General features: G+C 66.5%; 5 protein-coding genes. 2 read left to right on the forward strand and 3 right to left on the reverse strand.

Features of this window, described 5'->3' with window-relative positions; genetic code table 11:
- The first annotated feature begins 118 nt into the window (after window positions 1–118).
- Window positions 119–805 carry a response regulator gene (locus tag HWX09_RS25210; protein ID WP_027782085.1) on the forward strand — a complete coding sequence of 229 codons (687 nt, stop codon included), beginning with the start codon at window positions 119–121 and terminating at the stop codon, window positions 803–805.
- An 82-nt stretch (window positions 806–887) separates the two neighbouring features.
- Here HWX09_RS25210 and HWX09_RS25215 read toward each other — a convergent pair whose 3' ends face one another.
- From HWX09_RS25215 to HWX09_RS25225, 3 genes are all read right to left on the reverse strand, one after another.
- Window positions 888–1607, reverse strand: a complete 720-nt coding sequence (locus HWX09_RS25215) for a response regulator transcription factor (protein WP_027782084.1) — start codon at window positions 1605–1607, stop codon at window positions 888–890.
- Between the two features lie 354 nt (window positions 1608–1961).
- Complete coding sequence (locus HWX09_RS25220; protein WP_027782083.1) at window positions 1962–2672, reverse strand: OmpA family protein; 711 nt, start codon at window positions 2670–2672, stop codon at window positions 1962–1964.
- A 110-nt stretch (window positions 2673–2782) separates the two neighbouring features.
- Window positions 2783–12355 carry a YadA-like family protein gene (locus HWX09_RS25225; protein WP_230469058.1) on the reverse strand — a complete coding sequence of 3191 codons (9573 nt, stop codon included), beginning with the start codon at window positions 12353–12355 and terminating at the stop codon, window positions 2783–2785.
- A gap of 475 nt (window positions 12356–12830) precedes the next feature.
- On the opposite strand from HWX09_RS25225, the gene HWX09_RS25230 reads away from it, so the two are divergent.
- Window positions 12831–15869, forward strand: a complete 3039-nt coding sequence (locus HWX09_RS25230; RefSeq protein WP_027782081.1) for an ATP-binding protein — start codon at window positions 12831–12833, stop codon at window positions 15867–15869.
- Window positions 15870–16050 lie beyond the last annotated feature (181 nt).

Raw genomic sequence — 16050 nt, forward strand, 5'->3', positions numbered from 1 at the left:
ATCGAGCCGCCACTGGCCGTCGGTACGGCGACACATGCCCGTGCCGGCTTACCGGCCGCCAACGGGCATGCGCGCCACTCCTTTTCCTATCTGAAACGGCGTGACAACCGACAACCCCATCATGAAAAGCTTCCCCATCCGCGTATTGATCGCCGACGATCATCCGGCCGTCGTGATCGGCGCGAAGTACGAGCTCTCGACGACGAACACCATCGCGGTCGTCGCGACCGCGCACGATTCGACGGCCTTGATGGACGCGCTCGCGAACCATCCGTGCGACGTGCTCGTGTCCGACTATGCGATGCCTGGCACCGAATACGGCGACGGCTTCACGCTGTTCGGCGCGATCCTGAAGCGTCATCCGAACCTGAAGATCGTCGTGATGACGATGCTGGAAAACGCGGTGGCGCTGCGCGGGCTCGTCGATCTTGGCATCCACTGCCTCGTCAGCAAATCCGACATGACGAGCCACCTGACGATGGCGATTCATGCCGCCTATACGAGCGGCCGCTATCTGTCGCCGTCGATGGACAAGATCCTGCGCCAGATCGGCGCTCCGGACGGCAAGGCGCCCGCGCTGTCGGTACGGGAAGCGGAAGTCGTGCGGCTGTTCGCGTCGGGCCTGAGCGTCAACGAGATCGCCGACAAGCTGAGCCGCAGCAAGAAAACCATCAGTACCCAGAAAAGCTCGGCCATGCAGAAGCTCGGCCTCGAGCGTGATGTGGACGTGGTGCGCTACGCGATCTCGTGCGGGCTGGTCGCCGATCCGGGCTCGGCGGTGCTGCCGCCCGACGACACGCACTGACCCCTTCCTCGCCGGCGCGCCGTTGCAGCGCGCCGCATCGCGTCCCGCTCGCCATCCATCGACGGGCGGAGCGCCTCCTCATTCAGGCATCGTCCGCCTGATTCCCATCCGTATCTTCCGTGCCCTTGCCTTCGCTGCCCGACGCGGCCACGATCCCGTGCTCGATCGCGTAGCGCAGCAGGTCGATGTCCTTGTCGACGCCGAGCTTCTGCATCGCCCGCGCCTTCTGCGTGCTGATGGTTTTCTTGCTGCGGCTCAACTTCTCGGCGATTTCGTTGACGGTCATGCCCGACGCGTACATCCGGACGACTTCGATCTCGCGGCTGCTCAGCGCCGGCGCCTGATCGACGAAGCGTGAACTCGAATGCGTGGACAGCGTCAGCACGACCTTCTCAACGGACGGCGAATAATAGGTGCCGCCCGTCGCGGCCGCGTGAATCGCCGGAATCAGGTGATCGATCGTGTCGGATTTGCTGACAATGCACGCGATGCCGAGGCGCAGCAGCGCGCCAACGACGGCCGCATTGTCGAGCATGGTCAGCACGACCAGCTTGACGGCCGGATAGCGGCGCTGGAGATAAGAGAACAACGCGATGCCGTCGCCGTGGGTGCTATCGGGCATCGCGTAATCGGATACGACGACGTCGCATGCGCCGGCATCAAGCAGCTTGACCAGCTCGGTCGAGTTGACGGCCTTGCCGGTGAGCTGGATCGTCGGCACCGCCGACAGCCCGTGCTCGACGCCGACGAGCATCGCCGGGTGATCGTCGGCCAGCACCACGCGTATCTGATAGCTTCCCATAATCGTCCGAGTGACCGCCTCATGCGTGGGCATGGGGGTCGTTGTTTGCCTGCGCGTTCGCCGTGGCACCGGCGCATGGCCGCAGATCGTAGATGGGCGCTATATTCGCACGAAACGCGGGCGCATTCCATGAATGGGCCGGGCGGCCGGCGCCGCCGCAAAAAGACAGCCCGCCGGCTCTGGATGAGCCGGCGGGCTGACAGAAGATCGACGATTCGGGAAGCGGTCGCTCCGCGCGGCATTGCACCGCGATCGGTCAGGCCGACCGTGCGCCGCTTGCCGCCTCCGTGGCTGCGCCACGGCACGTCGGCGGAGCGGCGTCTGACGCCCGCGAACGGGCGCCCCGACCCCGCCTTACTGCGCGTCGATGCGAACTTCGACGCGGCGGTTCTGCGCGCGGCCTTCCGCGGTCGCGTTGGACGCCACCGGGCTTGCCGCGCCCAGGCCTTCCGATGCGAACGACCGGGCCTGCAGGCCGTTCTCGCGCAGGTAGACCATCGCCGAACGCGCACGCGCCCTCGACAGCGTCAGGTTGTGCGATGCGTTACCCGTCGAATCGGTGAAGCCCGTGACGGACACCTGGCGGAATTCGACGCCGCGATTGACGTCGATGAAGCGATCGAGCTCGCCGCGCGCCTGCGACGTCAGCGCGGCGCTGTCGGTCGCGAAGTTCGCATCGCCCTGCAACAGCACGCGGCGCTGCGGCACCGGCTGCGGCGCGGGCTGGGGTTGCGGCTGCGGCGCGGCCTGGACGACCGGCTGCGGCTTGCCGCACATAAACGTGATTTCTCGCGGATCCTTCATCGGCGCGCGGCTGTACACGCGGTCGATCATCTGCAGCGGCGTGAAGCCCTGGCCCTGGCAGAACGCTTCGGCCGCGCGGGCGCAGGTGTTCGCGCTGCCGAGCAGCCCGTCGCAGCTTACGCGGAACACGTTGTCCGGCTTGCCCGGCGTCGCCACGCTGCGGATATCGTAGGTCAGGCCCGATTGGGTCGTGCAGGCGCCGAGCGCCATCGCGATCGCGCCGATCGACGCGGTGCGCACCAACAGTGAAGTCATTTTCATGATGAGAAACGTCCGCCCGGAGGCGGACGCCTGATTTGAATGGGAATAAATGGAATGCGGGAAGCGGTGCCGCGCGGGCGGAGCGGCGCGAACCGCCCCGCCCTGCGCGATTACCACTGGTACGCAGCGCCCACGCCGACCGTGTTGCCGCCGCTCGACAGACCCACGCCGGCCTTCATCTTCAGGTTCTGCGTGATGCGGGCTTCGCCGCCGAACGCCACGGCCTGATAGCCCTTGTAGGTCGCGCCGCCGACGCCGAACGACAGCGTCTTGCCCGGATCGACACCCGGGATCATCGTCAGCGCGGTGGCTGCGGCGATACCCGAGTACGCGTTCTTCGACACGTCGTTGATCTGGCCTTGCAGACCGCCGACCGCGCGGTCGAGCTGGCCCTTCGTCGCCGCGTCGGACGCATTGAAGCCGTCCTTCACGTTCGACAGCGTGCGCTCGTTGCCGAGCGAACCGATCGACACGGTGTTGTCGTCCGACGCCACGGAGCCTGCGCCCAGCGCCACCGAATTCGAACCCGTTGCGCTCGCGCCCTGGCCGATTGCAACCGCGCCTTCGGCGCCGCTCTTCGAACCCGAGCCGATCGCCACGCCGTCGTCCTTCGTCGCATTCGCACCCGAACCGATGACCGTGGCGTTGTTCGCGCCCGTGCCGATCGTCGCGCCCGAACCGGCCGCCGTGTTGCCCGTGCCGTTGCCGGCGTTGGCTGCGGCGGAGCTCGCGTCGCCGGTACCGGCGAAGTACGGGTTATCGCCCGAACCGCCGCCACCACCGCCACCGTTGCCGGTCTCGAGTGCGCCGACACGATTGCCGAGGTCGTCGAACTTGTCACTGAGGTCGCTCAACTGGCCGTAGTTCACGGCGTCGTACGTGCTCGTGCCGGCCGCGACGTTCGTCAGCACCACCGGCGCCGCCGCCCCCACACCACCCAGCGTCACCTGGTTCTTCGCAATGGTGTCGTATGACACGCCGAGTGGGTTTGCACCGGCCGTCACGTCGCGGATCGCTGTCGACAGCTGGTCGACGTTCACCGCATCGGTACCCGCAACGCCTTGTGCGACGTTCGCCAGCACCACCGGATTCGACGCGCCTGCGCCGCCCAGCGTCACGTGGTCCTTCGCTGCGCTGTCATAGACCACCGCAAGCGAATCGCCCGTTGTCGGATCGAACAGACCGCTCTTGCCGAGCGTATCTTCCAGCGAACCGACACGCGTGTTCGTCGCGAACAACTGCGAGCCGTTGACCGCGTCCGTGCTCGTCGCCGACAGATCGCCTTCCGCCACGTTCGTGATCGTCGTGCCGTTCGCGCCCTTCAACTCGATCTTGTCGAAGTTCGCCGATCCGTCGGTGTTCTTGCCGTAGGTCACCGCAAGCGACGTGAGGCCCGCACCCGGGTTGGTCGGATCGACCGGTGCGACGAGGCCCGCGTTCTGCAGCTGGCTGACGTTCACCGCGTCGTGCGCATCCACGCCGTCCGCCACGTTCTTCAGCGCCACCGGGCCGGTCGCCTTGCCACCGCCCAGCGTCACCGAGTTGTAGTCCGTCGCGCCGTTCTTGTTGTCGTACGTCACCGCGGCGAACGACTGACCCGTCGTCGGATCCACCAGGCCCGAATCGGCCAACTGATTCTGGATCACCGTGATGTTGTTCGTGTTGGTCACGACACGGCCATCGAGGTTACCGAGCGCCGCGCCCACGTCGTGGTAGTCGATCGCCGGCTTCGATACATCCGTCGGATCGGCCAGCGAGTAGGTCGGCGCCGTCACGTTGCCGTTCGCGTCGACGATCGAGCCGCCACCCAGCGAATCCGCCACGCTCTGCGACACGCCATGCAGTTGCGCGCCGTTCACCGCGTCCGTGCTGGCGCCGTTCACCGCGCCTGCCTTCACGTTCGTCAGCGTCGTGCCATTCGCACCGGCCAGCGTCACCGATTCCTGCGATACATCGTCGTATGCCACAGCCAGCGACTTCAGCCCCGCGCCCGGGTTCGCCGGATCGATCGGTGCAACCAGACCCGCGTCCTGCAATTGACCGACGTTCACCGCGTCATGACGATCCGCACCATTCGCCACATTCTTCACCGCCACCGGATCCACGCCGTTACCCAACGTCACCGCGTTCTTCGATACGTCGTCGTACGTCACCGCCAGCGATTGACCCGTCACCGGGTCGATCAGGCCGCTGCCCGTCAGGGTGTCTTTCAGGCCCGTCACGCGACCGTCCAGGTTCGTCAGCGCATCGCCGACGTTGTGGTAGTCGGTCCGGCCGTTGCCCGCCGCATCCGCGAGGTCGTAAGCCGGCGCCGAGATCGTGCCGTCCGGGTTCACCGACGAACCGCCGCCCAGGTTGTCCGCCACGCTCTGCGCAACGCCATGCAACTGCGCACCGTTGATCGCGTCCGTGCTCGCCGCGCCGACATCGCCCGCCGCCACGTTCGTGATCTTCGTGCCCGTCGCCGGGTCGCCGCCCAGCGTGATCGTGCCCTTCGATGCGTCGTCGTAAGCGACGGCGAGCGGGTTGCCGGGGCCGCCAGGGTTATTGGCCACGTAATCCTTCAACTGGTCGACGTTCACCGCATCGGTGCCAGCCGTACCCGCCGCCACGTTCGTGATCTGACGTTCACCGCCCATGACACCGACCGACACCGAGTTGATGCGAGTCGCCTGGGAATTCGCGCCCAGCGCCACCGAGTTACCGGCGCTCGCCTGCGCGTTATAGCCCATCGCGGTCGCGTTCGTGCCGGTCGCCCCTGCGTTCGTGCCGATCGCCAGGCCTTGGCTAGCCGCGTTTGCACCGTTGCCGATCGCAACCGCGCTCGCTCCGGCCGCACTAGCCAGCGAACCGATCGCCGTCGCGAAGTCGGCGCCCGGCGCGGTCACCGCGCCGGAACCGATCGCCACGCTCGAACTGCCGTTCGCAGTCGCGCCGCCGCCGATGGCCGTGGCATTGCCGTTCAGCGCCTGCGCACCGGTACCGAGCGCCGTGGCTTGCGTGCCGGTCGCTTTTGCGGCCGTACCCACTGCGACACCGCCGATGCCGCTCGAGATTGCACCCGCACCCGCGGCAAGACCACCCTGCCCGGCCGCCACCGTCGACGCATCGCTGCCGTCGCCAGCCCCGTCCGCCACGAAGTAGTCGCTGCTCGCCGCGGTCTGCGGCATTGCTTTCAGCGTCGACTGGATCTGCGCCATCTGGTCGTTCACCTGATTCAGCGTCGCGGTCGAGTTGCTGGTGAGCTTTGCGTCCAGCGTGCGCAGGTTGACCGCATCGGTCCCGCTCTGTGCGTCGCCGACGTTGATGATCCGGCGCTCGGCGCCCGCCTGGCCCACCGACACCACGCCAACCTGATTCGCGATCGAGTTCGCGCCCAGCGCCACCGAGTTGATCGCCGATGCGCTTGCACCCGTACCCAGCGCAAGCGCCGAGGTCCCGCTCGCCAATGTGTTCGCACCCAACGCCACCGAACTGCCCGACACGGCATTCGCGTTCGCGCCGATCGCCACCGCGCGGCTGCCCGTTGCCGACGCGTCGTCCGTGCCGTCGTTCAGGCCGTTCGCCTTGAAGTAGCGCGTCGCCGTCGTGATCTGCTCGCCCGTCGACGCTTGCAGCGCGTCCAGTTGCGACACGTTGACCGCGTCGTTGGCGTCCACACCGTTGGCGACGTTCTTGATCTGCGTACCCGTCGCCGGGTCGCCGCCGAGCGTGATCGTGCTCTTCGACGCGTCGTCGTACGTTACCGCCGTGATCGGCTGGCCCGTCGTCGGATCGATCAGGCCCGCTGCCTTCAACTGACTCACGTTCACCGCATCGGTATCTTCGTTGCCGGCGGCCACGTTCGTCAGCGTCACCGGCGTGCTTGCGTTGCCCAGCGTCACCAGGTTCTTCGCCGTGCTGTCATACACCACCGCCAGCGATTCGCCCGTCGTCGGATCGATCACGCCACCCTGCGACAGCGAATCCTCGAGGTCGCCCACGCGGGTGTTCGTCGCGAACAGTTGCGAACCGTTCACCGCGTCCTTGCTCGTTGCTGACAAGTTGCCCGCCGCCACGTTCGACAGCGTCGTACCGTTCGCGCCGCCCTTCAGCGCGACCTCATCGAAATTCGCCGAACCGTCGGGGTTCGTGCCGTACGTCACCGCCGCGATCGGCTTGCCCGTCGCCGGATCGATCAGGCCGCTGCCCGTCAGGTTGTCCTTCAGGTCAGCGATGTCGCCCGTGTTCTGCGTCACGCGACCGTCCAGGTTCGTCAGCGCATCGCCGACGTTGTGGTAGTCGGTCCGGCCGTTGCCGCTCGCATCCGCGAGATCGTACGTCGGCGCCGAGATCGTGCCGTCCTGGTTCACGGACGCACCGCCGCCCAGGTTGTCCGCCACGCTCTGCGACACGCCATGCAACTGCGCACCGTTGATCGCGTCCGTGCTCGTCGTGCCGACATCGCCCGCCGCCACGTTCGTGATCTTCGTGCCCGTCGCCGGAGCGCCGCCCAGCGTGATCGTGCCCTTCGTCGCGTCGTCGTACGTCACCGCCGTGATCGGCTGGCCCGTCGTCGGATCGATCAGGCCCGCTGCCTTCAACTGGCTCACGTTCACCGCGTCCTTGTCGGCCACACCCGCCGCCACGTTCGACAGCGTCGTGCCGTTCGCGCCGCCCTTCAGCGCAACCTCGTCGAAGTTCGCCGAACCGTCGGGGTTCGTGCCGTACGTCACCGCCAGCGAGGCCAGGCCTGCGCCGGGGTTCGTCGGATCGATCGGCGCAACGAGGCCGGCGTCCTGCAGCTGACCAAGGTTCACCGCGTCATGACGATCCGTGCCGTTGGCGACGTTCTTGATCTGCGTACCCGTCGCCGGGTCGCCGCCGAGCGTGATCGTGCTCTTCGACGCGTCGTCGTACGTTACCGCCGTGATCGGCTGGCCCGTCGTCGGATCGATCAGGCCCGCTGCCTTTAACTGGCTCACGTTCACCGCATCGGTATCTTCGTTGCCGGCGGCCACGTTCGTCAGCGTCACCGGCGTGCTTGCGTTGCCCAGCGTCACCAGGTTCTTCGCCGTGCTGTCATACACCACCGCCAGCGATTCGCCCGTCGTCGGATCGATCACGCCACCCTGCGACAGCGAATCCTCGAGGTCGCCCACGCGGGTGTTCGTCGCGAACAGTTGCGAACCGTTCACCGCGTCCTTGCTCGTCGCCGACAGGTTGCCCGCCGCCACGTTCGACAGCGTCGTACCGTTCGCGCCGCCCTTCAGCACGACCTCGTCGAAGTTCGCCGAACCGTCGGGATTCGTGCCGTACGTCACCGCCAGCGAGGCCAGACCTGCGCCGGGGTTCGTCGGATCGATCGGCGCGACGAGGCCTGCGTCCTGCAGCTGACCGAGGTTTACCGCGTCATGGCGATCCGCGCCGTTGGCGACGTTCTTGATCTGCGTACCCGTCGCCGGGTCGCCGCCGAGCGTGATCGTGCTCTTCGATGCGTCGTCGTACGTTACCGCCGTGATCGGCTGGCCCGTCGTCGGATCGATCAGGCCCGCTGCCTTCAACTGGCTCACGTTCACCGCGTCCTTGTCGGCCACACCCGCCGCCACGTTCGACAGCGTCGTGCCGTTCGCGCCGCCCTTCAGCACGACCTCATCGAAATTCGCCGAACCGTCGGGGTTCGTGCCGTACGTCACCGCCGCGATCGGCTTGCCCGTCGCCGGATCGATCAGGCCGCTGCCCGTCAGGTTGTCCTTCAGGTCAGCGATGTCGCCCGTGTTCTGCGTCACGCGACCGTCCAGGTTCGTCAGCGCATCGCCGACGTTGTGGTAGTCGGTCCGGCCGTTGCCGCTCGCATCCGCGAGATCGTACGTCGGCGCCGAGATCGTGCCGTCCTGGTTCACGGACGCACCGCCGCCCAGGTTGTCCGCCACGCTCTGCGACACGCCATGCAACTGCGCACCGTTGATCGCGTCCGTGCTCGTCGTGCCGACATCGCCCGCCGCCACGTTCGTGATCTTCGTGCCCGTCGCCGGAGCGCCGCCCAGCGTGATCGTGCCCTTCGTCGCGTCGTCGTACGTCACCGCCAGCGACGTCAGGTCGCCCGTGCCCGGATCGATGCCCACAAGGCCCACATCCTTCAACTGCTTCACGTTCACCGCATCGGTATCCGCCGTGCCTGCCGCCACGTTCGTGATCTGACGCTCACCACCCACGACACCGACCGACACCGAGTTGACGCGATTCGTCTGCGAACCCACACCCAGCGCCACCGAGTTCTTGTCGGTCGCCTTCGCGTTAAAGCCCATCGCCACCGAATTGGCGCCGGTCGCCCCCGAGTTCGTACCGATCGCCAAACTCTGGCTAGCCGCCGTCGCGCCATTGCCGATCGCAACCGCGCTTCCGCCTGCCGCGCTCGCCAGCGCACCGATCGCCGTCGCGAAGTTGGCGCCCGGTGCGGTCACCGCACCGGAGCCAATGGCCACGCTCGAACTGCCGTTCGCAATCGCGCCGCCACCGATGGCCGTGGCATTGCCGTTCAGCGCCTCTGCACCGGTACCGAGCGCCGTGGCTTGCGTGCCGGTCGCTTTCGCGGCCGTACCCACTGCGACACCGCCGATGCCGCTCGAGACTGCATCCGCACCCGCGGCAAGACCGCCCTGCCCAGCCGCCACCGTCGACGCATCGCTGCCGTCGCCAGCCCCGTCCGCCACGAAGTAGTCGCTGCTCGCCGCGGCCTGCGGCATTGCATTCAGCGTCGACTTGATCTCCGCCACCTGATCGTTTACCTGATTCAGCGTCGCGGTCGAACCGGCGCCGATCTTTTCCTCCAGCGTGCGCAGGTTGACCGCATCGGTCCCGCTCTGCGCGTCGCCGACGTTGACGATCCGGCGCTCACTGCCCACCTGCCCCACCGACACCACGCCAATCTGATTCGCCACCGAGTTCGCGCCCAGCGCCACCGAGTTGATCGCCGATGCACTTGCACCCGTACCCAGCGCGAGTGCCGAGGTGCCGCTCGCCGATGCGTTCACACCCAGCGCCACCGAATTGCCCGACACGGCATTCGCGTTTGCGCCGATCGCCACTGCACGGGTGCCCGTCGCCAACGCGTCGTCCGTGCCGTCGTTCAGGCCGTTCGCCTTGAAGTAGCGCGTCGCCGTCGTGATCTGCTCGCCCGTCGACGCTTGCAGCGCGTCCAGTTGCGACACGTTGACCGCGTCGTTGGCGTCCACACCGTTGGCGACGTTCTTGATCTGCGTACCCGTCGCCGGGTCGCCGCCCAGCGTGATCGTGCTCTTCGATGCGTCGTCGTACGTCACCGCCAGCGATTGACCCGTCACCGGATCGATCAGGCCGCTGCCCGTCAGCGCATCCTCCAGATCGCCCACACGATTGTTCGTCGCGAACAGCTGCGAGCCGTTCACCGCGTCCTTGCTCGTCGCGGACAGGTCGCCCGCCGCTACGTTCGTGATCTTCGTGCCCGTCAGCGGATCGCCGCCCAGCGTGATCGAATCCTTCGCCTGGCCGTCGTACGTCACTGCGTTCGGGTTGCCACCGCTCGCCGCGAGCGCATCGAGCGCGTCGCCGACATTGTGGTAATCCGTGCCGCCCACGTTATAGGTCGGCTGCGTGATGCTGCCGTCCGCGCCGACTGCCGCCTGACCGCCGAGCGCGCTCGTCACGCCGGCCAACTGGCCGACGTTGACTGCATCGGTCGCACCTGTACCTGCCGAAAGATTGACGATCCGACGCTCGGAGCCCGTGTTGCCGACCGAAATGACGTTGTTCGCGGCCGCGACCGAACCGTTGCCTAGCGCAACCGAGTTGTTGCCATTCGCGACCGTATTCGCGCCGATCGCCATCGCGTTCGACGAAGATTTCGCGTTGAAGCCGAGCGACATGGCATTGTCGGCGGCCGACGACTGAGCACCGATCGAAATCGAGTTCAGATTCTCGGCCTTCGCACCATGGCCGAGCGCCACGGCGTCCTGCGAAGCGGCTGCGGAATCGCCGATCGCGACGCTGCCATCCATCCCGCCCTTCGCATTGCTGCCGATCGCGATCGAACCGGTGCCGGTCGCCAAGGCATCGTCGGTGCCGTTGTTTGCGCCGTTTGCCTTGAAGTACGGATTAGCGCCCGCGCTTACCCCTGCAATCGCATCATTCAACTGGGTGACGTTGACGGCGTCCGTACCTTGAGTGCCGGCGGCCAGGTTCGTGATTTGGCGTTGCTGCGTCGACGAGCCAACCGAAACCGTATTGTTGCGAGTCGCGGCTGCACCTGCGCCCAGCGCAACGGAATTGGTCACGTTCGCAGCGACACTGGCCTGGGAACCGAGCGCGACGGAGTTGGTTGCCCCCGCCGCCACGCTAGAACGGTCGCCGATGGCAGTAGCGCTTCCTGCGAGTGCCGCCGTACCGTTGCCCAATGCAGTGGCAAATTGACCACTCGCATTGCTTAAGCGGCCAAAGGAAGCCGAGCCGGTGCCGCTTGCTGACGCACCGGAGCCGATCGCCGTTGCGGATGTTCCTTGCGCGTTTGATGAACTGCCGATTGCGATCTGATTAGACGCACCGGACGGTGCTGTGGCGCCGCCCCCAATAGCGATGGATTCTGTACCGGCGGCGGTCGCGGCCGCCGCCGTGCTATTCACCTTGACATATGCGTTGTCGACCTTCGTCGCGAGCGCGGTGTTCATCTGGCCGAGGTTCACGGCGTCGGTGTTCTGCGTGCCGGCGGCCAGATTCGTGATCTGGCGCTGCGCCGTCGACGTGCCGACGGATACGCTGTTGGCTCGATCCGCCCGTGAGCCGAAACCCAGCGCAACGGAACTGCCGGCAGTCGAAGTTGCGCCACGCCCCACCGCCGTCGAATTCGCTCCCTGCGCGTTGGCGCCCACGCCGACAGCCACTGTCTCCCAGCCGGTTGCTTGCGCCAGCGTACCGATAGCCACCCCGTTCACTCCGCTGGCAACGGTGTTGCCACCAAGCGCGACTGCCGAGAGACCCGAAGCATTCGCATTGGCACCGATCGCCGTTGCGCTGCTGCCAGCCTGCGCCGGCGTCGCAGCCGCGTAGGTACCCGTGTTCGTCACCACATAGGGGTTATCCGATCCCGCCGCCGCAACCGCCGCGTTCAACTGATTGAGGTTGACCGCATCCGTGCCCGCGACGCCCGCGGCCAGATTGTTGATGCGGTGGCTCGTCATGTTGACGTTGTTGTCGAAATCCGCCGGGCCGGTGATATGCACACCGGAACCGCCGAGCAGCACGAGGTGGCCGTCCGAGCTCCCCATGATGCCGGCTTCGGTCGCAGCAGACGCCACGCCCGCACCGCTACCGGCTGGCGTGGTGTTGTTATAGAGCATGAACGACGGACGATGATTCTGGGTCAACTTGTTGTTGCCCCCTGCGCACGCTTGGGTAAACGCAGAACCGTAAGGGCCGCCCGATCCATAGGCCATCCCGTTTACGCCGCCCGTCGGGCCACAAAGGGCCAACCCGCCCGCGCCGTTCGCAGCGGATTGCGCATCCGCTTCGAACGGAACCGCCGTACCGCCGACACCCGCCATCATCGCCACCGCGGCCGTCACCGCCGAGCGCACGGTCGACGTCGATTTCGCATGCACGCGTGCCGTTTCCGGGGCTGCCATCCAGGTGCCCGTCGTCGCGTTCCAGACGGAACGATATGTTTTGTTCACGTTACTTCCCCTGCGTATAAAAAGATGGGAGGACGAAATTCCAGTTACATGCAGGAGGGTAATTTTTTAACTTCGCTTCGATAATCGGACGGTGGGACGCCCTACCACATATCTTCTAGGACTGGTCCGACCATGACCTTGCTTGACAATCACAGGGATATTTAAGCCGGTTTGGTTCGCTCGCCCGATAACGGATTTCGTTTGACAAACTTCTCGCACGGGCCTTATATACGCATCGCGCAGGCGACCCAGCAAATAGGACTTGTCCTAGCGATCCGAACACAATACTTCGGACTGCCCTACATACGGACAGGCAGGCTATCCCGATAATTGGCTCGTTCTCCGAGCCCGCGGCATGCATGCCGCCATCCCACACGGCCTACGGATATCGCCACCGCCGGACGGTTTCGCCCTGTTCGCAGGTCGAATCGCTCGCGGCGCCTGACATGCGCTTTGTTAAAACGGTATTCGTTTCATGCCCATCCGAAAACTCTTCAAGCCGCCGAACGGCGCGAACGCGCCGTTCGCGTCGATCGACGACGACACGCGCGACCTGAGCCTGCTGAACCGTTACCAGCGCTTCACGCTCTACGGCGGCGCCGTCGTGCTGTCGATCGTGATCGTGTTCGCGACGACCGTGCTGCTCATCGGTACCGCGCGCGACTACATTGCGAAGCGGCACGAGCTTTTTACGACGCACAAGGCACTCGTGCAACTCGAGATCGACACCAAGCAGGCATCGTTGCGGCGCTCGGTGCTCAATGCCGAGCTGTTATGGCATGGCCATCCGCCGCACCGCGACGCGCCGAGCGACGCGCTGGTGCGCGACGGGCACGTGGTCGTCGCGCCGATGCCCGGCGTGGCGCCGATCTTCGTGGCCGAGGCTGACCCGGGTCACGCGCCGTCGCGTGAAATCACCCGCTACGTCGAGCTGATGGAACGGCAGACGATCTCCGTGACCGCGGCGGCGCGGCAAACTGGCCGCCCCGTCACCGGCTACGCGTACAACCCCGACCGGACCATCATCGCGATCGCGCCGCCGCCATCGGTGCCGTACCGCGACGTGCTCGCGCGCTTCGGCGTGCCCGACACCCGCGCGTTGATCGACCGGCTCGCATTCGACGTCGCGAACTGGTCCGATCCGGCCATCGCACACGACTGGCGCAAAACACGCCGGATCTACTGGCAGGGGCCGCTCGTCGATCCGTTCACGGGCAAGTATGTGTTCCGGCTCGTAGAGCCTGCGTTTGACGGCGACCACCTGTTCATGAACTTCGTCAGCGACCTCGACGCCGGCGTGATCGACGATCGCCTCAAGCACGCGCCCGAAGACGCCGTCGTGATGCTCGTCGACCGCGACGGCCGCGTGCTGCTGAGCGAGGACCGCACGCGCGCGTCGATCGACGGCGGCGCGCTGATGCGCCGCGCGCTCGAACAGGGCGCGTGGCGCCGTGGCTTCGAACGCGCCGAGGACGGCTATCGCGACGGCGTCTTTACGATCAGCGACCGCGTGTCCGACACGGGCTTCGCGATCGTCTACGCGTATTCGTGGCGCACGATCGCGATCGGAATCTGGCCCGCGATCGCGCGGGAATTCGGCGTGACCGCGCTGATGCTGTTCGTGCTGTGGGGGCTCGTGATAGCGTTCGACCTGAAGGTGTTCGCGCCGCTGTTTCGCCGCTCGCGCCGTGTGTTCGAAAGCGAACGGATGAACCACGCGATCATCGCGACATCGCCGTTCGGCATCGGTCTCGTATCGCTCGATACGCAAACGGTGTTGCTCCGCAATCAGATGATGGAGCTTTACGAGCAGGCCGCGGGCGATCCGCCGCTGCATGCGCGCCTGCTCGCGCACCATGCCGCGCACGGCGACGGCTCGCACGCGCAGCTCGACGTCGAGCTTCCGATAACGCTCGACGACGGCCGCAAACGCGATCTGCTCGTGAACTACGTGCGGCTGCGCTACAAGGGCCGCGACACGATGCTGCTCAACTTCTCGGACATCACGACGCGCGCCGACGCCGAGCGCGCGCTCGATAGCGCGAACCGTGCGAAATCGACGTTCCTCGCGACGATCAGCCACGAGATCCGCACACCGCTCAACGCGATGCTCGGCAACCTCGAACTGCTCGATCGTGCGCCCGATCCGAGCCGCCAGAAAAACCGCCTGCACGCGGTCACGTCCGCCGCGCGCCTGCTGCTCGACATGCTGAACAACGTGCTCGACATGACCAAGATCGAGGCGGACCGGATGACGCTCGAGGCCGGCAGCTTCCGGATCGACGAACTCGCGCGCGAGGTGGTCGATCTGTTCGAGCCGATCGCCGCCGCGAAGGGCGTCGTGCTGCATGCCGATATCGATTCGCGCGTCGCGCGCCACTACATCGGCGATCCGCTGCGCGTACGCCAGATCGTCGTCAATCTCGTCAGCAATGCGATCAAGTTCACCGATCGCGGGATGGTCGCACTGTCGGTATCCGCACCGGGCGCCGATGCGACGCCGGTGACGATCCGCGTCAGCGATTCGGGCATCGGCATGACGGCCGCGCAACTCGAAACCCTGTTCGAGCCGTTCGCACAGGCCGACGCGTCGATCGCGCGCCGTTTCGGCGGCACCGGCATCGGCCTCGCGCTGAGCCGCCGGCTCGCCGAATCGATGGACGGCGGCATCACGGCCGACAGCGTGCCGAACGTCGGCTCGACGTTCGTCGTCACGCTGCCGCTGCCGCTCGACGATCGCCCCGGTGCGGCGACCGACGAACCGGGTGCCGACGCGCCGGATGCGCGCGTACTGTTCGTCGACGACAATCCCGTCAACCGCTCGCTCGTGCACGATCAGCTCGACGTGCTCGGCTATCGCGCGGACGTCGCCGCGAGCGTCATGGAAGCGCTCGAACTGGTCGAGCGCAACGACTACGCGCTCGTGATGACCGATCTCAACATGCCGGGCCTCGACGGTTACACGTTCGCGCGGGTGCTGCGCGAACGCGGCCACGTGCTGCCGATCCTGGCCGTGACCGCCCATGCGGATGCCGGCGAGCAGCGCCTGTCGCGCGAAGCCGGCATCGATGAAATCGTCACGAAGCCGACGTCGCTGAAGTCGCTCGAACTGGTGATCGCCCGCTATACGGGCACGCAACGTCAGCACCGTCCGATGCAGAACCTGCCGTCGTCCACCGGCGGACCGCTGCCTCACGAGTTGCACGCGGCGCTGTCCGACGCGACGCAACGCGCCAACGCCGCGGTCCTGCGCGCACTCGAACAGGGCGACCTGAAAGCGGCGCGCGCCGAGATCCACAGCATGCGCGGCGCGTTCGCGATGGTCGGCGAACGCGGCGTGTCGGATATCTGCGCGACGTTGGAAACGCTGGCCCAGGCCGGTGATGCGGTCGCGTTCGCACGCGGGTTCGATCAATACCGGCGCAGCGCGGATGAAGCGCTGGGCCGACGCCGCGCGACCGGCGGAAAATCGTCATGCTCGCCGGTGCCGGCCGATACCGAAGCCGGACGATAAGCACCGGCCCGCTTGCCGCACGGCAGCGGGCACGGATGGACTCCATCTACCAGATCTCGACGCCGGCCCGTCACTCGGGCGCGGCGCTTTCTCTTTGATACGTAGCGGATGTGTGATTCCTTCGTCGCTGCGCGGTGCACGATCATGGCGGCCGGCTTCGCGGCCATGCATGGCCGAGCGC

Source organism: Burkholderia sp. BCC1208 (assembly GCF_902833095.1).
Taxonomy (GTDB): Bacteria; Pseudomonadota; Gammaproteobacteria; order Burkholderiales; family Burkholderiaceae; genus Burkholderia.

What these genes read in the sequence shown, in the direction of transcription:
- HWX09_RS25230 (WP_027782081.1), top strand. Translation starts at nt 12,831, where the DNA reads ATGCCCATCCGAAAACTCTTCAAGCCGCCGAACGGCGCGAACGCGCCG.
- HWX09_RS25215 (WP_027782084.1), bottom strand. Translation starts at nt 1,607, where the DNA reads ATGGGAAGCTATCAGATACGCGTGGTGCTGGCCGACGATCACCCGGCG.
- HWX09_RS25220 (WP_027782083.1), bottom strand. Translation starts at nt 2,672, where the DNA reads ATGAAAATGACTTCACTGTTGGTGCGCACCGCGTCGATCGGCGCGATC.